This window comes from Microseira sp. BLCC-F43 (genome assembly GCF_041929235.1).
GTDB lineage: Bacteria > Cyanobacteriota > Cyanobacteriia > Cyanobacteriales > Aerosakkonemataceae > Microseira.
This window is the reverse complement of the sequence record NZ_JBHFNP010000246.1, coordinates 1-21333: the sequence shown is the minus strand read 5'-3', so window position 1 is coordinate 21333 and position 21333 is coordinate 1. Positions and strand designations below refer to the sequence as shown.

Below are 21333 nucleotides of genomic sequence, written 5' to 3'. Positions count from 1 at the left end.
CGCGGACGCGGACGCGATCCCCACTTCCCGCATCAGCGTTGAAATTCAACCTTTAGCTAGCCTTTGACCTGGTAAGCACCAGATGCAGCACCCCCAATGATGGAAACGGGTTTGAAATCATCAACACTGGAACTCCTGAAACGCTTTAACAAGTCGTTTCCTCAGTTCTACGAGCAATTTGTCAGCAGCGAGATCCAACTGCAAAACCTGCGGCTAGCCTATAAGCTCTTTAAAACCAAGCGAGCAGTGATTGAGATGAAACCGGAGGGTAGCAAAAGTGCGTTGCATTTTGCCTACCGCAACCAGTCATTTTTGCTCAGCGATATTTTTGGCGTGCTGGCTGCCTACGGATTGACTATCCACAGCCTCAACCTGTACGGTCAAATCCAATCCCCGATGTTGGTGTTTATCAAGCTGGTGGTGTCTCGCGGTAGCAAAGCTTTAACAGAAAAAACCGCAGATAATGTCTGTCGCGCGATTCGAGAAGCGCTGGCGGGGGTGTTTGAAGTAGAAGAGATGCTGGCGGTGGAATTCAATCTCGATGCTGGTTTAGAACAGGTAGAAACCGAATTCTACGTCGATCCCGTGTTTAAACTACCCGCGCTATTGATTGAGGCCGATAACCAACCCGGTTTATTTTACAAAGTGATGTACACGATCTGGCAAGAGGATCTGCTGGTGATCAATGCCAATTTGCTCGTTTGGCGAGGGCGAACCCGCCTGATTCTTTACCTGTTGGGACCGAATGAAAACTTGATACCAGACTATCTGGGGCAAAAAATTGCCGAAAGCGTGCGTCTGAGATTGATGGGGCAGTAACAAATGGCACGCGCACTTAAAAGCCGAAAATTTATCCAGCGGGGACGCTTGACAAAAAGGAAAATATTGCCATATCTCCCATGTCTCCTCAGTCTGTCCCTATCCGCTGTGTTCCTTGTCTCCAACATTCGGTCAACAAGGGCTGTTCAAGGATAGGATCGAAATATGGCTAGCATCGATATCCTGGGAGTCCCCCACGCTTACGATTTAACCGCTCCCACAGAGGAACCCCAAGTACTCGTGTTTATTCACGGTTGGCTTTTAAGCCGCCGGTACTGGCAACCCCTAGTTGACCAACTCTCACCTACTTATCAATGTCTTTGTTATGACCTGCGCGGATTTGGTGATTCCCAGCCGATACCGATTTCTGGCTTAAACAGTCAGGAAACATCGGTAAGCTTGACGCCAGACAACAAGGCTTGCCGCTATGCCCCAGCTGCCTACGCTCGCGATCTGGGCTTGTTGCTGGAAAGACTCAATATATCCAATGCGTGGCTGATTGGTCACTCCCTGGGCGGCACGATCGCGCTGTGGGGAGCAGCACAATTACCCTACTGTGTCAAGGGAGTCATCTGCCTTAATGCCGGGGGTGGCATTTATCTAAAGGAAGGTTTTGAGCGATTTCGCGCCATAGGCGAGCGCTTGGTGCAATTCCGCCCCCGTTTGCTGTGCAATTTGCCTGGGATTGATTTGGTATTTACCCGCGACAGCGTAGCGCGTCCGATTGCACGTTCTTGGGGACGCCAGCGGGTAATTGATTTCGTGATGGCTGACCCAGAAGCCGCCAGAGGAACCCTGCTTGACTCGACTACAGAAGCCGAAGTGAATCGCTTGCCAGAGTTAGTGTCCCGACTGAAGCAGCCGGTTTATTTTATTGCCGGTGCTAAAGACACTATCATGGAACCGAAGTACGTGCGTCATTTAGCCAGCTTTCACCAACTGTTTCAAGCCTGTGGTGACAATGCGATCGAAATTCCGGACTGCGGGCATTTGGCAATGGTAGAACAACCAGAAGCCGTCGCCACTCAGATCCGCAATATTCTTTCTCATCACCCTGGATAAAAACGGGAGAAAGCTTTATTTTATCTAACTCGGTTCGGTAAACTCGTTGATTGATGTAAGAGGAGCTACTGGATTTACGCAGATAGCTGGGATTATCTATCATAGCTCTTGTTCAAGTTAAACCACCTGCACCTATAGGGCATTCTAAACCAGTAAATGCGTAAATCCTGATGTTTTTAAAGTGACATTTCATCAGGCTAGCTAACGGTCACGTCGGGGTATAGATAACCATGAGAAAAATTTTAGTAATAGAAGATGAAAGAGCTAGTCGCAAACTTATATTGAAATTGTTGCAGAATGAAGGATATGAGGCAATTGGAGCCGAAAATGGCAGCATTGGATTGCAGCTGGCAAAACAAGAATGTCCCGATCTGATTCTTTGTGATATCAGGATGCCGGAAATGGATGGTTACGAAGTGCTGTCGAGATTGCAGCAAGATCCGGTGACGGCGATGATTCCGGTGATTTGCCTGACGGCGCAAAACGATCGCGCGGATCTGCGGCGGGGGATGGAGTTGGGAGCCAACGATTATCTTACCAAGCCTTTTACCACAGAAGAATTGCTCAGCGCGATCGCCACTCAGCTGGCTAAACAAGAAATGCGCGCCAAACAGCAGCAGGAGGTACTCCAACAAGCGATCGCCAAGTTTAATAACGTCGTCTACTACGATAGTCTGACCAACCTGCCAAATCGACTCTTGTTACGCGAGCGATTTTACCAAATACTCGCGCCTAAACTCCAAACTCACCAATCGATTCCGATTGCCGTTCTCAGCTTAGACCATCTCGACCGCTTTATCCACAGTTTGGGAACCGACTACAGCGACTTATTATTGCAGGCGGTGAGCGATCGCTTGCTGCCCTATGGAGGTAAAGTAGGTACCCTCGCGCGACTCAACAGCGAACAACTAGCTCTGATTTTACCCCCTGTCTCAACTCGACCAGAAGCTGCAAACATTGCTCAAAGTATCTTGGATACTTTATCTCAACCCTTTGATTTGGAGGGATTTGAAGTTTTTCTCACCTGTAGTATTGGCATGGCGTTATATCCTGAGGATGGCAGCGATATCGATAGCCTGCTCAAAGCTGCTAATACCGCCATGAAGGTGGCTCAACAACTGGGAGGAAATCGCTTTCAGCTTTACACGGCAGATATCTCGGAAAAATCCTACGACCGCCTGATGCTGGAAATGAACCTGCATCATGCTCTAGAACGATCTGAATTTATCGTATACTATCAACCGCAGATTGACCTACGAACCGGACGTATGGTAGGAGCCGAAGCGTTAGTCCGCTGGCAACATCCAGAGCGAGGTTTAATATCGCCCTTAGAATTTATTCCCATCGCGGAAGAATCTGGTTTAATTATCCCTCTCAATGAATGGGTGCTACAGACAGCTTGTAAACAAGCAGGTATCTGGCAAAAAGCCGGGTATTCCTTAAAAGTGGCGGTAAATTTATCGGGAATTCAATTTAATCAATTGGGTTTAAGTCAAAAAATTTTGCGGATTTTAGAGGCAACTAACTTAGAGCCAAGCTGTTTGGAATTAGAATTAACTGAAAGTGCGGTGGTGAAGCATCCAGAAACAGCAATTGCTACGCTACGCGAACTCAAATCACTCGGTATTAAGTTATCTTTAGATGATTTCGGCACTGGGTACTCTTCTTTTAGCTATCTGCAACAATTCCCATTTGATGTATTAAAAATCGACCGTTCCTTTATGCGGAACGTCACCGAAGACTCCAAAAATGCTGCGATTTTGATCGCAATTATTCAACTAGCTCACAGTTTGAATTTGAAAGTAGTCGCTGAAGGAGTCGAAACCTTCGAGCAACAAGAATTTCTGCGCCAGCATCAATGCGATATGATGCAGGGTTATTATTTCAGCAGCCCCGTTCCAGCAAATGTCCTCGAACAAACTATCATTAGCTACACTAACCCAAGTTGCTAGTTGCATCCAAGGGTACTGATAATAGGTAATAGCTAATCGGTAATTGTTACGATTCCACCGTCTTTTAATATCGTGTCCGGTAGCATCGGTTGCGTTTGGCTAGCTCTTGTGCAGGTGGGATCTTGTGTAGGTGGGAGGGAAAAAAACAGTTTTTGCACAATCGACTATATACAACCGATGCTAGCAAACTTGATATAACTCAATTACCAATTACCAATTACCTTATTTATATGGGTGCAGCGGAATTTCAATGATGAACTCTGCCCCCTGTCCTGGAGAGGAAATACACCGCAAATTTCCGCCATGCTTTTCTACAATAATTTGGTAACTAATTGACAGCCCCATGCCGATCCCTTTACCTACAGGCTTAGTCGTAAAAAAAGGGTCAAACAGTTTTTGGCGGACTTTTTCTGTCATTCCCGGCCCATTATCTAAAATTTTAATTTCCACCCGATCGTTATCGATTTCTTTAGTGCGGATTTGAATCATCGGCTTGGGTGATGGGTTTTCTTTGCCATGACTTTCTGCTAAAAAATCAATCGCATTAGTAAGAATATTTAGGAATACCTGATTGAGTTGTCTGGGATAGCATTCAACCAAGGGCAAGTTGCCGTACTCTTTGACGACTTGAATGGCAAAATTGTGGCTTTCAGAATCGAGGCGATGTTGTAGAAATGCCAGGGTATTATCAATTCCTTCGTGGAGGTCAACCCGCTTTAATTCGGCTTCATCTAGACGCGAGAAGTTGCGTAAGTCCTGAACAATTTGAAAAATCCGCTGGGCGCCGGTTTTCATAGAATTTAAAAGGTTTGGCAGATCGTAGGTTATAAATTCTAAATCGATTGCACTGGCGTGCTTTTGGATTTCTGCATCGGGTTTGGGATAAGATTTTTGATACAAGTGGATTAAGTCTAGTAGGTTTTGAATATAGACGCTGGCATGGTTGAGGTTGCCGTAAATAAAGGTGACTGGGTTGTTGATTTCATGAGCCATACCCGCCACCATTTGAACCATGCTAGACATTTTTTCGCTCTGAATTAATTGAGCCTGAGTTTGTTGTAACTCCTGTAGAGTTTGGCTTAGTTGCTGATTCGCTTGACTCAATTGGCGATTTAAATTGTACTGTCGCAAGCCAGCGCGCACCCGTGCTTGTAGTTCGTTGGGGTCAATAGGTTTAGAGAGAAACTCATCAGCGCCAGCATCGAGTCCTGCTACTCGGTCGGCGATCGCTTCTCCCCGCGCAGTCAGTAAAATAAAAAATGTAGTTGCTAAATTAGGGTCGGCTTTGACCCGACGACAAACCTCCATCCCATCCATCAATGGCATTACCCAATCGCAAATAATCAGATCGGGTTGTATCTGAGTTGCTTGCAGCAGCCCTTCTTCACCATCCTTAGCCACAGTGACTTGATAGCCTTCGATCTGGAGGTCGCGTTTGAGAAATAAGCGAGTTGCCGAATCATCTTCGACTACAAGAATTTTTGACATCACTTATGGATTAATTGTGAGTGACCAATTATCTGTAAAAGTTTTAACCTGCAACAGAATAGTTTCCAACTGGTCTACGAACTCGGCAGTTTTCTCGAGGCGATTTTCTTGAGCCTGAGTTTCCAGTTGCTGAGCTAATTCTGGCATAGTTCGGATAGCTACCATCGCGCTTCCTCCTTTAAGTTGGTGAGCATGACGAGCCAGCGCTACACAATCTTCTTCTTGGATCGCTAGCTTAATTTGTGCTATGTAAGTCTGAGCATCTTCCATAAAAGTTTGCAAAAGATCGAGTTGAAATTCTGTATCGCCTCTGGTGATTTCTTGCAGGCGCTCTAAATCTACGGGTTCTGGAGGGGATGTGGCTTCTGGGATGGCAAAATTAGAGGAACTGGAGCCAGTTTTTTGTTCTAAATCTCCCCCAGAAGCGCTCTGCTTTTCGGAAGTGCTGTAGCGTTCCAAAACAGCCGCCAAGACATCGAGCTTAATCGGTTTGCTGATATAGTCGTCCATACCTAATGCTAAGCACTTTTCTCGTTCTCCTTTGAGGGCGTTGGCAGTCATGGCAATGACTACGGTATGGCGGGATTGAGCTTCCCTTTGGCGGATGGCTTGGGTGGTTTTGTAGCCATCGAGGATGGGCATGAGACAATCCATTAACACGATGTCGTAGTTGATTTGTGCGAGTCGGTCGAGGGCTTCTTGACCATTGCTGACGCAGTCTGCTTCATAACCCAGCACTTTGAGTAGATTGAGCGCGACTTTTTGGTTGACTGGGGTGTCTTCCACCAGCAGAATTTTGAGGTTTTTTGGTGATGGGTGAGAAGGTTTTTCATCCCCCATGACTGAGGATTGGTTACTAATTAATTCTGACTGAGAGTTGATTATTGAAGCAGGACTCAATACATTCATCAGGCAGTCTAACAGGCGCGAGGCTTTTACCGGCGTCGTTAAATGACCCGCAAATCCTAGCGCTTGGGGGTTGATAACTTGACTGCGCTGCCCAAGCGAAGTCATTAAAATCCATTTAGTCCCAAAAGAGCTAGGCGGGCATCCGACGAGTTGAGCGAGCAATTCCCGATTCATGCCTGGAATATTTAGGCTCAGCAAGGCGACATCGTAGGGTTGACCCTGTTGCTCTGCTTGTTGGACGATGGCAATCGCGCTGGCGCCATCTTCTGCTTCGTCCGCTTGTATTCCCCAACAGTTGACATAAGATAGCACCACCTGGCGATGGGTGGCGTTACTATCCACCACTAACAGCCTCACGTTGGGGCGCTCGAAAGGCAAGGATACTGGGGAGGGTAAGGGGTCTGGCTTTTGCGCCAACGTTGCCGTAAACCAGAAGGTTGACCCCACTCCCAGTTGACTTTCAACGCCAATTTCACCCCCCATCAGCTCGACCAATTGCTTGCAGATTGCCAATCCCAAGCCAGTACCTCCATACTGGCGCGTTGTACTGGCGTCTACTTGGGAAAACGACCGGAACAGTTTGTCCATGTCTGCCGCTGCAATGCCAATCCCTGTGTCTCGCACGCTGAATCGCAGCTTAACTGTGGTGGGGGAGAAGGGGGAAGAGGACGCGGTGACGCGGTGAGGCGGTGACGCAAAGAAGTTGATTGAAGAGTTACCCGCGTCTGCATCTCCCCATATCCTCTTGTCCTCTTCATTCCCCGCGTCACCCTGTCCCCCTGTCCCCGCGTCACCCTGTCCCCCTGTCCCCGCGTCTTCTTCTCCGTATTGGCATATCTCTACACGAACCACTACTTCTCCGGTCTGGGTGAATTTGATGGCGTTGCCGATCAGATTCATCAACACTTGGCGCAGGCGGGTGGCGTCTCCTGTTAACAATTTGGGGACGTTGCTGTCGATTAAAGAAAACAGTTCTAGTCCCTTAGATTCGGCTTGGGTGGTCAGCAAATCTACGACTTCTTCAATGCATATTTTCAAATCAAAGTCAATAGATTCTAGCCGCATTTCCCCAACTTCCAGCTTGGAGACGTCGAGAATATCGTTAATCAGCATCAGCAGACTTTGTCCGCTGACTTTGAGAGTTTGGACAAAGTCTTGCTGTTCGGGGGAGAGGGGAGTCAATAGGAGTAAATCGGTTAAACCGATGACGCCATTCATGGGGGTGCGGATTTCGTGACTCATGTTGGCGAGAAATTGGGATTTCATCCGCGAAGCTTCTAAGGCGGCTTCCCGTGCTTCTACCAATTCGTTAATTATTTGAGTCGCGATGACGATACCGCCAATTTGGGGATGGGGAGAGGGGGCGTGGGGGCTCTTGTGCAGGTGTGCAGGTGTGCAGGTGGGCATTTGAATGTGTACTCTCCCCTGATCCAGAGCTCCAGAGCTCTGGATCTCCCCTGCCCCATTGCCGATGTACCAAGGTTGGACGGCCCAACGCAGGTAAATTTTGCCGCCATTGGGTTGTTCCCAAACGTCCTCTGGTTTGGAGATTACCTCACCTTGTAAAGCGCGCTGATGAATGGCTTTAATTTCCTCTGGCAGATTGGGGAAAACGTCATAGTAGGATCGCCCGATGAGAGATTGCCCTTCGAGATGGTAATCAGTTAGCCATTGATTGCTGTGGGCGATGTAGCGCATTGAGGTATCGAACATAGCGATCGCAACGGGTGCGTTGGTAATAATTTGCCGCAATTGTTGCCGCTCTTGTTCGATGGCTTGCTCTATGCGCTTGCGGTCTGTAATGTCGTTGAGCGTGCCGGAAGATCCCAAAAATGTCCCGTCAGCGGCCTGGTTGACTCGCCCTTGCACTTCAATCCAGCGGTAGCTGCCATTTTTAGTTTGGCAGCGCACTTCGTATCGGGTGGAATCGACGTGGGAGGACATTAAAGCGTTGAATTGATTTAAAGTCAGCGAATGGTCATCGGGGTGAATAAATTCTAGGAAATGACGACCCAAGCTTTCTTTTATTTCATATCCAGTTATTTCTGTCCAAGCGGGATTGAGAAAAGTCCAGCAGCCCTGTACATCTTTTTGAAAAATAACTTCTCTTAAATTGTTCACGACATAGCGATATTTATTCTCGCTTTCAGAAAGCGCTGATAAAGCCAGCTTGCGCTCTTGACGGAGGGAAATTGCTGCTGCCGCACTCCGCAATAAATCTATTTCTAACGGCTCCCAAGTCCGGCAAGTGACGCATTCGTCGAAGCCAATAAAACCAAAAAACTGATTATTAACCAATAAAGGTAAAACTAGGATGGAAAGAATGCCCTGGGGTTCTAAAATTAAACGCTCTTCGGCGGGAAAATCGGCAATTTTGCTGGCAATAACTTCGCCTTGCGCCAATACTTGCGCCCAACGGGGGAAAAATTCGTCGTAAGGGCAGTTTTGCAAGTCTGGGTTGTCGATTTCCGCAGCAATGCCAGAGGCACACCACTCGGCGCGCTGGCTCATGTAGAGGCGTCCTGTGACGCAGGCGTGGTTTTCAAAGACGTAGACGCGGCTGGCTCCTGAAGCGCGTCCTAGGGGTTCCAATATTGACTTGTAGCAGTTGCGATCGCCCTCATCAGCTAGCAGTCGCAGTTGCACTTCCACCAAGGCAGCGAGATAGCGATCGCGTTTCGCCAAAATTTCTTGTGCCAGCTTGCGAGCGGTAATATCGCGAAAAGTCCATACCCGACCGACAATGTTTTCTCCCACTCGCTGGGGCATAGAATAGCGCTCGAATACTCTCCCATCAATAAATTCCAACAATTCGTAGGTTTCCCTATCCGGCAGGGAGTAGATTTCTTCTATTTTTTGCACAAATGCTTGGGGGTCTTGCAGTTGATCGAGGACAAACGAGATCGTCGCTGCGTTATCTCGCGTGGCGACTATTTCATCTGGAAGCTGCCACATTTGTTGGAATTTGCGATTAAATGTCGCAATTTTTCCCGCTCGGTCAATCACGAGTATCCCGTCTGTGGTAGAATCAAAAGTTGCTTGTAGCAGGGATACGGTTTTGGCTAAGTCTGATTCGGCTTGCTTGCGATCGGTGATATCTGCCCAATAACCGATGAGTTCCAGGGGATTACCGGCTTTATCTAGCACCAACTTGCTCTCGTCGCGCATCCAGCGAGTTGTGCCGTCGGCGCATTGGAAGCGGTATTCGTGGCGGTGATAACCAGGCTCGAACAAGCGGGGTAATTCGGCAAAGACTCTTTCCACATCTTCCGGGTGGATGTGGTTTTTCCAGAAACTGGCATCTTCTAGGAATTCCCGCGCTTCGTATCCCACCAGGGTTTTGACGTTATCGCTGACGAAGGTCGTACTGTAATCGTCGGATGCTTTGCGGCTATAAATGACGGCTGGGCTAGAGGTTAGCAGATATTGCAGGCGTTCTTGAGCGAGTAGTAAGTCTTTTTCTGCTTGGGCGCGATCGCGCGATTCAATCGCCAGACTCGCCATATAAGCTAAATAACTGGCAAAGTTCTGCTCTTCCAGCGCCCAGCTACGCGCCGAGCCAATCTGTTCGTGAGAGATGACGCCGATTGTCTCTCCGGCGACGCGAATCGGCACGTCTAACATCGAGGTAATACCTAAAGGCGTCAGATAAGCGGCGCTAAATTCCTGGGTTTGAGGGTCGGTGTGGGCATCGTCGGCGGCGATAATGTTATCTGACTCCAAGGCTTCAAAATATCCAGGATAGTCAACAGCAGCAATTTCCCAGCCAGATGTATGCTGGAGGGTGGTGAATTCGTAGAGGTCGGCGCAGCGGAGTTTGGAACGGTCGTCGTTGAAGAACCAGATGCTCGCCCGCTGTACTCTGAGTGCGATCGCTGCAATTTGGGTAATATTTTGCAACGCTGGTTTCAAGTCGCCGGTGTATAGCGACTCGCACTTAGACAGTGCCATCAGTCCTTCCTGATGCCTTCTGATGCGCCGTTCCCTTTCCCGCAGGGCGGCTTCAGCGGTTTTTCGCTGGGTAATGTCCTGAATTTGGGCAATTAAGTACAGCACTCGCCCCTGGGTATCCCGTAGGGTCGAGATAGTTAACTGCACCCAGACGATTTGCTCGAGTTTGTGGATGTAGCGCTTCTCCATCTGGTATGTGCCAATTTCCCCATAGAGGGCTTGGTGCAAATAGTCCAGGCTAGCTTCCACATCTTCGGGATGGGTAATATCTTGAAATGTCAGCTTGAGCAACTCTGATTCCGAGTAACCCACTATCTCGCATAAGGCTGGGTTGACCTGCAACCAATGACCCTGGGGCGATACCAATGCCATACCAATCGCCGAATACTCAAACGCGCTTCTGAACCGTTCCTGACTCTCCCGCAGTGCTGCTTCTGCTCGTTTGCGCTCGGTGATGTCAAATATCGTGGAGCGCGTCATGAGAAAATTGTCGCCGTCATCTTTAACCCTGGTTCCGGACAAGCTGACAGGAACAACTTTGCCATCCTTGCGAACTAACTCCAACTCTAAATCCTGCACCCAGCCGCGTTGTTTGAAGCGGGGGAAAATTTTGCGGAAAATTTGCCTGCTGTGGGATGTCAGCAAGTCGGCAAATCGCTTGCCAATCAACTCGTCGCGGGTATAACCCAATAATTTGAGTTCGGTATCGTTGACGCGGATAAATCTGCCATCGCTGTCGAGGGATTGATACCCACAGGGAGCGTTGTTATACAGATCGTGAATTTCGGCAGCGTTTCTTTGCAGAGCTTGTTCTGACTCAACGCGGTAGGTAATATCGGTCACGGTGCCGATGTAGCCTACGACTTGTCCGTCGTTCCCCTGCTGCGCCACTGCTTGAACAAATGCCCACAAGCAGCTGCCATCGGGACGCTGAAACCGCGTTTCGGTAGCAAAGGGTAAATTTTCTTGTGTGCAGCGATACCAGTGGGTTTGGACGCGGGAGCGATCTTCGGGATGGATGGCGTGCATCCATCCATCCCCCATTGCTGGTTTGAGGGCAATTCCGGTAATCTCGCACCAGCGATTGTTGACATATAAGCAGCGGCTTTGAGCATCGGTATGAAATATTCCTACCGGCGATAAATTAGCTAAGGTTTGATAGCGATACTCGCTGGCGCGCAATGCGGCTTCTACCTGCACGCGGGAGGCAATTTCTAACTTGAGGGATTGGTTTGCGGCGTAAAGATCGGCGGTGCGTTCTTGGACTCGAATTTCTAATTCATCGTGGGATTCACGCAAGGCTTTTAATGCTTTTTTCCGTTCCAGTTCTGCTGCTGCCCGCGCGGCAAATACGCTGATAACTGATTGGGTGCGGTCTTCATCGATCAGGGGTTTATCGTTGAGAATCCACAAATTGCCAATCACGTTTTGGGCGGTGTCTAACAGGGGAACTCCCAAGTAACAATCGGCGCGCAATCTCGTTGGTAATGATATTTCTGGGAATAATTCCTGCAAGCGGTCTGGAAAATAACAGGCTTTTTTTCCCTTGACGACGATTTCGCACGGTCCGCCAGTAATGTTGTATTCTAAAGTTTCCCCAAGAGCGTGGCTATCCCACCAGGCAATCGTCTGCCATTTCTGCTGTTGAACATCTATCAGTTCGCTCACAAAGGTATAGCGAACGCCCAGTGCCGTCGCTAAATACTGCACCAAAACTGGAAAAAATTCTTCCCCAGTGACTGAAGCTGTTCCGGCGACGATATTTTGCAGCGCAATTTCTGATAGCTTGCGTTCGGTAATATCGGTGATAATCCCATCGATGCGAATTGTTTCCCCAGTTTCATCTTTGATTGCTTGCGCCCGGTTATTCACCCACCGCACTTCTTTGTTTGGGCGGATAATCCGGTATTCCATTTCTATATTTCCTGTTTCCAAGATGGTGGGAAAAGTCGATGCAACTCGCGAGCGATCTTCCGGATGAATCACTTCTAACCAAAGATATGGATTGTAGTAAAATTCCACTACGGGGCGTTGGTACAGTGTTTCTGTGGCTGGATTGAGATAAAGTGCTTCAAACGTACTCGCTGCTACCGACCAAACCACATCTTGCAGCGAGTTGAGCAGGTTAGAAAGTCGCGATTCGCTTTCTCTCAGGGCTAATTCTATCTGTTTTCGCGAGGCTATTTCATTTTTTAATCGTTTGATAGTCTGCCTTAATTCTAGGGTTTGTTCTTCTACCCTTTGCGCCAGATCGGCATTCATTTTACCGATGGCTATTTCAGCCGCTTTTCGCTCGGTCAAATCCCGTCCAATATAAATAAAATCTTCGGCATCCTCTCCCTCAGTTTGAATTGCCGAACAAGAAAAGGAAATGTTTAGCTGTTCGCCGGTTTTTTTCAAACAAACTACTTCAACATCTTTAAACAATTCTACTTGAGATATAAATTGGTTTTCACTTGCCGTATGCTGCCATAAATTCTCGGCAATAATTTGGAAGATTGACTCTCCAATTAATTCAGATTCATGATAACCAAATAACTGTTGAGCCGCTAGATTAACTTTTTTAATTTTTCCCGTTCTTGTCGTTACTATTAATGCATCTGCAATTGAAGCAATAATTTTATTAATATAACTTCGATATCTAGATAAAGCGTTTAATAAAAGCACGGCTTCATTGCCGCGATTTAAAAAAAATTTATTTAATAATTCCTCGTTATTTGCACTTTCAAATACAATCAAAAATCTATTTAATAAAGTCTCGTCATCTGGCAATCCGACCACACAAATATCAATCGACCCAGAAGCACCATTAGCTGAAGTTTGCTCAATATCTTTTAACTCGAAACTAACCTGCCGTCCTTCCAGGACATCAATGAGGAAATCCTCAAATCCAATCATTACGGGAAAGCCTAGACGCACATCGCTGCCCATGGTAACTTGCTCGGGATAATAGGCAAATTGTTGTACGCCTAATGACATTTCTTGGATCAGTAAGTTCCGCTCCAGGATGAGATATTCTAAGCGGCGCGACGCAAAGAGTTTTTTGAGCAGCGATTTCATATGCTTGGATTTTATGGGAATATTTTTTAAGGCGGATCGCAAGTGCAAAAATGGCGCTGGTGGCGCTTTTTGTTTGCCACCTGTATTTATCACTCAATACAAAATTTAACAATTCTGTGGTGAGTTTCGCCAATAGCGGGCGGAGCCGCTAGATTCCCATGTGTAAATCGCAACCAGTAGCGCGCCCCTTTTTACCTATGCCCCGTGACCCGAATAAAGCTGCATCACGTCGGTAATTGCCAGCCGAGACTGCACGCCTAACGTTAACGGCGAAGTATGTCCCCTGTTCAAATGGTCACAAGCGGCACAACCAATCATGGCGGCGTTATCAGTACAGTATTTCAGGGGAGGAAACATCACGTGCAGGTTATGCTCAACTGCGGCAGCTTGTAGGTGCTGGCGGAGTCCGCTGTTAGCAGCGACACCACCCCCGATGGCGATCGCATGTAACCCATAATCCAAAGCACAAGCTACGGCGCGTTTGGCAAGGCTACGCGCAACTGTATCTTGAAAGCTGGCGGCGATGTCGTTCACCGGCAAGGGGTCAATGCCTTCTTGCTGTAATTTTTGCACCAACCGCAACACGGCTGTCTTTAAACCGCTAAAACTCGAATCGTAGGGATGATATCCCCCATTGGGTAAGGAAACCTTTCCTTCCGGCAGCGCAAATGCTGCGGGATTGCCTTGTTTTGCCAGTCGGTCGATGACTGGGCCACCGGGATAACCCAAATTCAACAACCTTGCCACTTTGTCGAAGGCTTCCCCGGCGGCGTCATCGCGGGTTTGTCCGAGGGTTTCGTATATACCACAATCTTTGACATAAATCAAGCTCGTGTGTCCGCCAGAAACGAGCAGGCAGAGGAAGGGGGGCTGTAAATCTGGTTGGGAGAGGTAGGAGGCGTAGATATGTCCTTCCAGGTGGTGGACGCCTAGAAACGGTTTCTGATGGACGAGGGCGAGGGTTTTGGCGGCGGTTAGCCCGACGAGGAGCGAGCCAACCAAACCAGGGGCGCAGGTGGCGGCGATGCCATCAATTTGAGACCAATTGGTGCCAAAATTTTCTAGGGCGTCTCGGATCGCCTGATTGATTGTCTCCAAATGTTGCCGCGAAGCCACTTCCGGCACCACGCCGCCATACTGCTGGTGGACTGGAATTTGGGACGCGATGACGCTGAAGATAACTTCACGATTGTTAACAATCGCCACGGCGGTTTCATCGCAACTTGTTTCTATCGCTAGCACCGTCGCCATTACAAGCTTTTCCTGGACTAGAGGGGGACTTTGAGAAACTTTAACTTTTATTAGCTCGAACTTTACTGGGATTCCCGGCAAGAGTATGATGGCTTCCTAGTTCAGCCATTTTGAATGTAACAAACGTTCTCGGCTTTTTCGACGAAAAATTTATTGTTTTGTAACACAAGGAAACAATCCATGCGACGATTGTTGGCTTTACTTGTAGCAGTCGGTCTCTGGTTTAGTTTTGCTCCCACGGCGTCTGCTCAAGAATCCGCAGTTCTAGTACCTTGCAAGGAATCCCCTGCTTTCCTGGAACGGGCACAAACCGCGCGCAACACGACGGCAGACCCAGAGTCGGGCAAGAAGCGCTTTGAGCGTTATTCTCAGGCGATGTGCGGCCCCGAAGGGTTGCCCCACCTGATCGTGGATGGTAGCTTAGACCGTGCAGGTGATTTTCTGATTCCCAGCATTCTGTTCCTTTACATCACCGGGTGGATTGGTTGGGTAGGTCGCTCTTATCTGCAAGCGATTAAGAAAGAAAAGAACCCCGAAGAAAAGGAAATCATCATCGATGTACCTTTGGCTATTTCCAAGATGCTGACAGGGTTTGCATGGCCTTTGGCAGCGGTTGGAGAACTGACCAGTGGCAAACTGACTGCTAAAGACAGCGAAATCCCCGTTTCGCCCCGCTAGTTTAGGTTGAGACTATCACCAGGAGGAAAATTTCATGAAAGATTTGCTGCGGTATCTTTCTTCAGCCCCTGTGTTGGCTGCTGCTTGGATGACCATTACGGCTGGAATTTTGATTGAATTTAATCGCTTTTTCCCAGATCTACTTTTCCACCCGATGCCATAAAAGTCATATGGATTTGAGATTGTTCTTAGTTAGGACTTCTCAGCTTCATAACTGATGAGGACAATCGCAAATCTGGGCATCCTGAGATTCAGTAACGGATGAAACTTGCGATCGCACCTAGAACAGAAGCGGGTAGCGATCGCAAGTTTCATCAATTTCACAGCACCCAGGCAAATCACCTTTGTGTCTATCAAAAATCGTTGGTTTGGCAACGAAAGATATACGTAGAAACCGGGTTTCTATGAAAAATCGTTGGTTTGGCAACGAAAAATATACGTAGAAACTTTGGTGATAAGCACGCCCTGGCGTAAGTCCTATTTCACAACCTGCGGGTGGTAAGCAGTAATAATTATCACTAAAGACATATTTACTAAGGATGAAGAAGTTGAGCGCTCGCCACGCTAGTTTGAGGAGAGAGGCGATTTTGAGAGGCTCGTTCAATGCAGCAAAAATATTTATTGAGGTATCTTTCGACTGTCCCCGTCTTAGCAACGGTTTGGCTGTCGCTACAAGCAGTTCTCTTGATTGTGTTTAACTATTATTTCCCAGACCTGCTTTTCCACCCAATGCCATAACAGGCATGACCTACCCCGTCCAAACTCGTTTGGGCGGGGTAATTAAATCATCTCTTGATATGTTTGTAAATAATTAAGTTTTTTAACGTCAATGGGAAAGCTGGTGGAAGAAGTGTACCTATCACTATAAAATAAAGCCAAAACCTGCACTAAATAGCAATTGTCAGCACCCCGCTCTAAAGAGGCGGGGCCTTTTAGCCTCAAATCTTTAGGTAGCTGACCAGCCTAAGTCCCGAAAACGGGGAAACGAAGTTATCGGTAAGCGTTCAAATTCCTACCAGGGAATACGTAGCCAGTTCCTTGCTCTAGAACTCAAGGGTTAAACAGTTTTACGAGGGGTAAGACAGTGCTTTTGAGATAGTACCGACCGATAACAATGGCCTTGGCTAACTTTACCCGAGTAATGGGTGAAATGGGGAAAACCATATCCCCAGGAGGGGCTACCATACCCCTCCACCCCCTTCCGGGGGTGGCATTTAAAAATGCCGTGTCACGTTTTATCCACCACTTAAAAGATGGTGGTTTCCACGTTCCCGTGAGGTTTTAGATGAGCGATCCAAGAAATCGAGAATTGGTTTACGCTGCTGGAGATCCCCAAACCGGAAATTTGGTAACACCGATTAATGGTTCGGGTTTTAGCAAGGCTTTCCTGGGTAACCTGCCTGCCTATCGCAAGGGTTTATCGCCCCTGCGTCGCGGTTTGGAAGTAGGCATGGCTCACGGGTATTGGCTGTTTGGGCCATTTGCCTATACGAGTCAATTCCGCCTTTCCAAAGTGGCAGATGTCGTGGGTTTAATTGAAGCCATTTTGTTGATTGTGATTGCGTCCTTAGCGATGTCGTTATACGCAAATAGCAATCCACCAAAACCTGTGGTAGTAGACCCGTTACCCGAAGCTCCCGCTTCATTCTCAACACAGGAAGGCTGGACTGATTTCTCCAGTGGTTTTCTCGTGGGCGGAATTGGCGGTGCAGCCTTCGCTTACGTACTTTGCTTAGCCTTCAAGTCTGGAGTGTTCCAAGCTTTCGGCAGTTTTGGTGCGTAAAATTCTTAGGGGTTGGTAACCGCTCCTAGAAACCGGGTTTCTGCGTATATCTGTTTTTCATAGAAACCCGGTTTCTTTGCGTAAGTCCTGCAACAGTTTTCCACCCCTAACTTGTGGAAAATATAGCCGCTTCAAGGCGGTCTAATGTTTTTTCCAAATCGTCATTGACAATCTGGATATCGAATTCATTGGCGGCAGCAATTTCTTCTTTAGCACGACGGAGACGACGCGCGATCGCTTCCTCGCTATCAGTCCCCCGACTGCGAATCCGCCGCTCTAATTCAGCTTCACTGGGCGGTAAAACAAAAATCCGCAAGGCGCTAGGAAAAGTTTGTTTAATTTGTCTTGCCCCTTCTAATTCTATTTCTAAAATCACCGATTGACCTTGAGCAATTTGTGCTTCTACAGCCTTTCTAGGCGTGCCGTAACAATTCCCGGCAAATTCAGCCCATTCTAATAATTCCCCATTTTTTATCATCTCCTGAAATTGCTCGCGGCTGGTGAAATAGTAATGCTGTCCGTAAATTTCTCCCGCACGAGGAGCGCGGGTAGTAGCAGATACAGAAAAGTATAATTCGGGGTGGCGTTGCAGGAGACTTCGCAACAAAGTTCCTTTCCCCACACCACTTGGTCCTGTTAAAACAATCAATCTACCTTGCATTTTTTGCATCGTTAATTCGTTATTTGTAGTTGCTGATCGATCCCCCCCAACCCCCCTTGGCAAGGGGGGCTTTTTGGTTGGGCCTCGATCCCCGCCAACCCCCCTTGGCAAGGGGGGCTTTTTGGTTGGGCCTCGATCCCGCCAACCCCCCTTGGCAAGGGGGGCTTTTTGGTTGGGCCTCGATCCCGCCAACCCCCCTTGGCAAGGGGGGCTTTTTGGTTGGGCCTCGATCCCGCCAACCCCCCTTGGCAAGGGGGGCTTTTTGGTTCCCAGGTTGAACCTGGGAACGAGACAAGGAGGCTCTGCCTCCAAATAGTTAAGAACCTGATGGTTGGTCAGGCATGAGACACTTATCAGAATCGCAACCTGCTGGACCTGCTTCTGCCATTTCACCTAAGTCATAGCGACTCAATGCGGCAAAAAAATCATCGGTTTTGCGGCGATTTTTTACTTCTCGCGTTAACTGTTCGTAGGTTTGTTTGTCGATGGGTTCAAACGGCAAACGCGGGAAGGTTTGGAGATCGTCAAACCGTGCCAGAAGTGCGGCTGAAATATAGCCTTGATCGTCCTTGATTGCTTCGTAGATTCGACCACCTAAAGCCTCTATTTCGTTTTCTCTTAGCTCTATAGTCGCAGAAGTGTTGTGTCGAGTATAGAATTTTTCGACTTGCATGTAAAAGTCCATTTGTGCCAAGGCTGAAAACTTGCTAATCTCAATTTCATCGGCACCCGGTAAATCAGCCCAAGGTACAGAAACCGGAATTTCCACCAGCCATTCTGTGCATCTTGGATCGAACGGATCGTTTAACAGATTGCCGTTTTCATCTTTATCAGATTGAGAGGGAACGACGTTATATCCGTATTCAATGCAAGCGAGTGCTACGGGGTCATTTTTCCGGAAAGTGACGCGACGAATAAAACGCTGTGCTTTGGGTGGGTGCCATCCGGGCGAAGCACCTGTGAGGAGGGATTTTGTACCACTTGGTTGCACGGTTGTACAGCGATTGGGGCGTTTTAGGTTATGGCGATCGCAATAATCCCACACCACCCGATGCACGATATCTTGCCAACGGGTGAGATATTCTTCTTCCCGCCGTTTAAATTCTAATCCCTGTTCGGTTGCGGGACGACCTTCTTCCCACCACCGCAACCAATCTACCCCAAAAGCCTTGACAAAAAAGTCAAATAACCCTGTAAAAGAAACGCCAACAATCGGGTCTAATTCGCGACTGTATTGGTAGCGAGGCTCAACAAATTTATGATTGAGCAAAACGGCTACAGATAATGCTCCTGCTGCGAATGCTTTCTCTTGTTCTTGATAATTGTTGGGTTCAATTTGATTGAGATGTACCTCAGAAAGATTGCAGTTTCCAGTTAGGGTATTGCCGAAAACTCCCTTATGAAACTCTGGTTCGTTAAAGCAGTAAGTGTCGTGAATTCCGGGTAATTCTTCAACACTTCTGACAACTTGCCATTGACCTTTGTGCTTAGCCTCCGTTCCTTTGCTAACATCCAAACCCTGGCAAGGGCTCTCAGCACAGTCAGTAATTTGCAAGTAATACAAATCCCGATTTCTGACACCATAGTTAGTAATTGACCCTTGGCGATCGCAAAGATTCAGCGATGAACGGATACCGCATTTTGTCAGCAGTAACTGAATTCTGTAAGCGCGATCGTAGTCAGAGATGTAAATCCTGATGCCGTTGCTCTTCGTATTTGAGCCGTCTGTATCGGCTAAACCCGCGATAAAATGCAAAATTGCTTGACGATTCCAGCTAGCGATTGCATTCAGGGTTTCTGGATTTGTTTTTAAGCTTTTGACAAACTCTCCGGAGAAACCTAAGTCGGTTACATCTGTAGAAGTGGGTAAATAGCCATAAGTTCTTTCAGGAGATTTGTTTCCCACTACAGATAAAGCTGCCTTGTTTTCATAAAGGCGAATTTTGGCATTATCATTTTGGTCTGTCGTCCCATCTGCTACCGCTACTCCCAGAGTGTAAGCGTAACTTGCAGCGACATTTAAGCCATCCTCATATTCAATCGTGAATGGTTCTGTGTGAATAGCATATTGGCTCGTATCCATCAAGTCTTTGGTTTGAACTTCTTTGTAAACTTTACCAAAGGTATCCTTGACAAAAAACCGATGATATTCTGTGGCATCCAGATAAGAACCATCGCCAAACCTGACGCGATAGAGTTTGCGTCCGCTCCCCGTCTTAAAGGGCGTTACTTTACTCCATCGTTTCCCATTCCAAATTTCAATTTCAGTTCCTACAACCTCCTTAATTTTATGCATTCCGTCTCTGGTAATTAGCAGCGTATTGCCACTTACGCAATGAAAGTTAGAGCCAATAATTTCCAGTTTTGTTACCCTAGAGGCTTTTTATCCTCTAGTTCTACAGGTTCTTATTTTCCCTGTAGCTCGGCGTACATTTTCACTTGCTATCTGCAAATGCCCCACACTCTTGCCAGGATTTTATTCTTCTGAAAAGAAGGTTCACCTAGTACGCTCTACGGTGTCAAAGACTTTTTAATTTCTTTGATTACCTCGGTATTAGCATCTCAGCTTTCACCGATTTTGCGGGGTTTTTAACGTGAGGCAAAATTACCTACCACACGGGTTTAAACCATAGCGCTGTAAGCGATGTTCTAGTTCGCTTGCAGGCATTTGAGGAAAATGCTCTTGCAGCCATTTCTGACCGTTGCCAAGGGCATAAGCTTTGATAAAATCAGCTTTAACTTCAGGGTTGCTAAAAATGTCGCTATTTGCTCTAGCAATAGCTTCACCAGCCCATTGAATAGCTCCCTCGCCGCTGTAATATTGCAAACGAACAGCATCTATACATTCTTCTAGGGTTGGCTTGTGGTGAAAAACGCGAGAGTGATTTGCCATGCGAAGTGCATCTCGTTCTGGATCGATTCTCCAGTTGCCCAAATCATCCTGTTGCCAGAGGTTTGCCTTCGCATTTGCAAACAATTCATCATCGCTCAATCCTTGCCTAATGCCAGCTGACCGGCGAACATTTCCGGCAACGACAACTACGGCTGCTTCATCAATTAACAAACAGCATTCAACTGAATTTAATTGCCGTCCGATGGCTTTATTTAAAATAGCCGCGCACCGCCCATAAAGTTCTGACAACTTGACCGGATTTGCTACCCCACCAAAGCCTTTGAGTGCTTCTCCCGCTGGACGAACATCGCTCAAATCGATGATGACTTGAACTTCTTCTGTAAACCGTTCATCTGTGGATAATTCCAGGAGGGTTTGATAAGATTTGACCCAACCTTGCCGACTGTCTCCTACCTGGATATAGACTTGATTTCCTGCAATCTTGACTTCGGTTTCTTCCCGACGTAATTCTGGTGCAGTCGAGCCAATTTCACCCTGTAAGATGACATTCAGATGATTGCGAATAGCTGGCAGTTGATTGATATATTTAGGTTCTAGAACCGCTCCTGTACCGCAGCCCATCATTGCCAGATCCATCATCAAGCCAAAGGCACGCCAATCGACGACATTGGTACTGGTGCAGTTATAGCCACCGGAGAAATTTTCGGGTTTTTCGATCCAGTCTGTATTACCCTAAGCCACATTGTCGCCAACGTGACTCGGCTTCAGAACCGTGCGTGATACTTTCGCATCACACGGCTCCTCAATGATTTGGCTCTTGTCATGAGTACCGTCTCGTTTGGTTTTGATGTCGTGGCAGTGCCTA

14 protein-coding genes are annotated in these 21333 nt (G+C 47.5%); 7 read left to right on the top strand and 7 right to left on the bottom strand.

Annotated features, from left to right (window positions below):
* Positions 1-99: 99 nt before the first annotated feature.
* The 3 genes from ACE1CM_RS33130 to ACE1CM_RS33120 all read left to right on the top strand — a co-directional run bounded on the left by ACE1CM_RS33130 (position 100) and on the right by ACE1CM_RS33120 (position 3833).
* On the top strand, positions 100-819 hold the full coding sequence (locus ACE1CM_RS33130; protein ID WP_374883206.1) for a hypothetical protein: 720 nt from the start codon (positions 100-102) through the stop codon (positions 817-819).
* A gap of 165 nt (positions 820-984) precedes the next feature.
* Complete coding sequence (locus ACE1CM_RS33125; protein ID WP_374883135.1) at positions 985-1881, top strand: alpha/beta fold hydrolase; 897 nt, start codon at positions 985-987, stop codon at positions 1879-1881.
* Between the two features lie 230 nt (positions 1882-2111).
* Positions 2112-3833 carry an EAL domain-containing protein gene (locus ACE1CM_RS33120; RefSeq protein WP_374883133.1) on the top strand — a complete coding sequence of 574 codons (1722 nt, stop codon included), beginning with the start codon at positions 2112-2114 and terminating at the stop codon, positions 3831-3833.
* A gap of 222 nt (positions 3834-4055) precedes the next feature.
* Here the strand turns inward: ACE1CM_RS33120 and ACE1CM_RS33115 are convergent, their stop codons facing one another.
* The 3 genes from ACE1CM_RS33115 to tsaD form a co-directional block, all read right to left on the bottom strand.
* Positions 4056-5321 carry a sensor histidine kinase gene (locus ACE1CM_RS33115; RefSeq protein ID WP_374883132.1) on the bottom strand — a complete coding sequence of 422 codons (1266 nt, stop codon included), beginning with the start codon at positions 5319-5321 and terminating at the stop codon, positions 4056-4058.
* 3 nt (positions 5322-5324) lie between these two features.
* Positions 5325-13241 carry a PAS domain S-box protein gene (locus tag ACE1CM_RS33110; protein ID WP_374883131.1) on the bottom strand — a complete coding sequence of 2639 codons (7917 nt, stop codon included), beginning with the start codon at positions 13239-13241 and terminating at the stop codon, positions 5325-5327.
* A 195-nt stretch (positions 13242-13436) separates the two neighbouring features.
* Complete coding sequence (tsaD, locus tag ACE1CM_RS33105; protein WP_374883130.1) at positions 13437-14492, bottom strand: tRNA (adenosine(37)-N6)-threonylcarbamoyltransferase complex transferase subunit TsaD; 1056 nt, start codon at positions 14490-14492, stop codon at positions 13437-13439.
* A 180-nt stretch (positions 14493-14672) separates the two neighbouring features.
* On the opposite strand from tsaD, the gene ACE1CM_RS33100 reads away from it, so the two are divergent.
* Both ACE1CM_RS33100 and psaJ read left to right on the top strand, forming a co-directional pair.
* The gene (locus tag ACE1CM_RS33100; protein WP_374883129.1) at positions 14673-15170 is read left to right on the top strand and encodes a Photosystem I reaction center subunit III; all 498 of its coding nucleotides are present in this window, start codon (positions 14673-14675) and stop codon (positions 15168-15170) included.
* A 34-nt stretch (positions 15171-15204) separates the two neighbouring features.
* Positions 15205-15333 (top strand): photosystem I reaction center subunit IX, encoded by a 129-nt coding sequence (gene psaJ, locus ACE1CM_RS33095; protein WP_374883128.1) that lies wholly within the window; start codon positions 15205-15207, stop codon positions 15331-15333.
* Positions 15334-15362: 29 nt separating this feature from the next.
* Here the strand turns inward: psaJ and ACE1CM_RS33090 are convergent, their stop codons facing one another.
* Positions 15363-15527: a hypothetical protein gene (locus ACE1CM_RS33090; RefSeq protein WP_374883127.1), complete on the bottom strand. Its 165-nt coding sequence runs from the start codon at positions 15525-15527 to the stop codon at positions 15363-15365.
* A 246-nt stretch (positions 15528-15773) separates the two neighbouring features.
* On the opposite strand from ACE1CM_RS33090, the gene ACE1CM_RS33085 reads away from it, so the two are divergent.
* Entirely contained in the window at positions 15774-15908 is a 135-nt protein-coding gene (locus ACE1CM_RS33085) for a photosystem I reaction center subunit IX (RefSeq protein WP_374883126.1), read from the top strand.
* Between the two features lie 547 nt (positions 15909-16455).
* The gene (locus tag ACE1CM_RS33080; RefSeq protein WP_374883125.1) at positions 16456-16953 is read left to right on the top strand and encodes a photosystem I reaction center subunit XI; all 498 of its coding nucleotides are present in this window, start codon (positions 16456-16458) and stop codon (positions 16951-16953) included.
* 106 nt (positions 16954-17059) lie between these two features.
* Here ACE1CM_RS33080 and gmk read toward each other — a convergent pair whose 3' ends face one another.
* From gmk to ACE1CM_RS33065, 3 genes are all read right to left on the bottom strand, one after another.
* Entirely contained in the window at positions 17060-17623 is a 564-nt protein-coding gene (gmk, locus tag ACE1CM_RS33075; RefSeq protein ID WP_374883124.1) for a guanylate kinase, read from the bottom strand.
* A gap of 307 nt (positions 17624-17930) precedes the next feature.
* Positions 17931-19967: a ribonucleoside-triphosphate reductase, adenosylcobalamin-dependent gene (nrdJ, locus tag ACE1CM_RS33070; RefSeq protein WP_374883205.1), complete on the bottom strand. Its 2037-nt coding sequence runs from the start codon at positions 19965-19967 to the stop codon at positions 17931-17933.
* Positions 19968-20219: 252 nt separating this feature from the next.
* A complete protein-coding gene (locus tag ACE1CM_RS33065; RefSeq protein ID WP_374883123.1) occupies positions 20220-21107 on the bottom strand; it encodes a hypothetical protein in 888 nt (295 codons plus the stop codon).
* Positions 21108-21333: the final 226 nt, after the last annotated feature.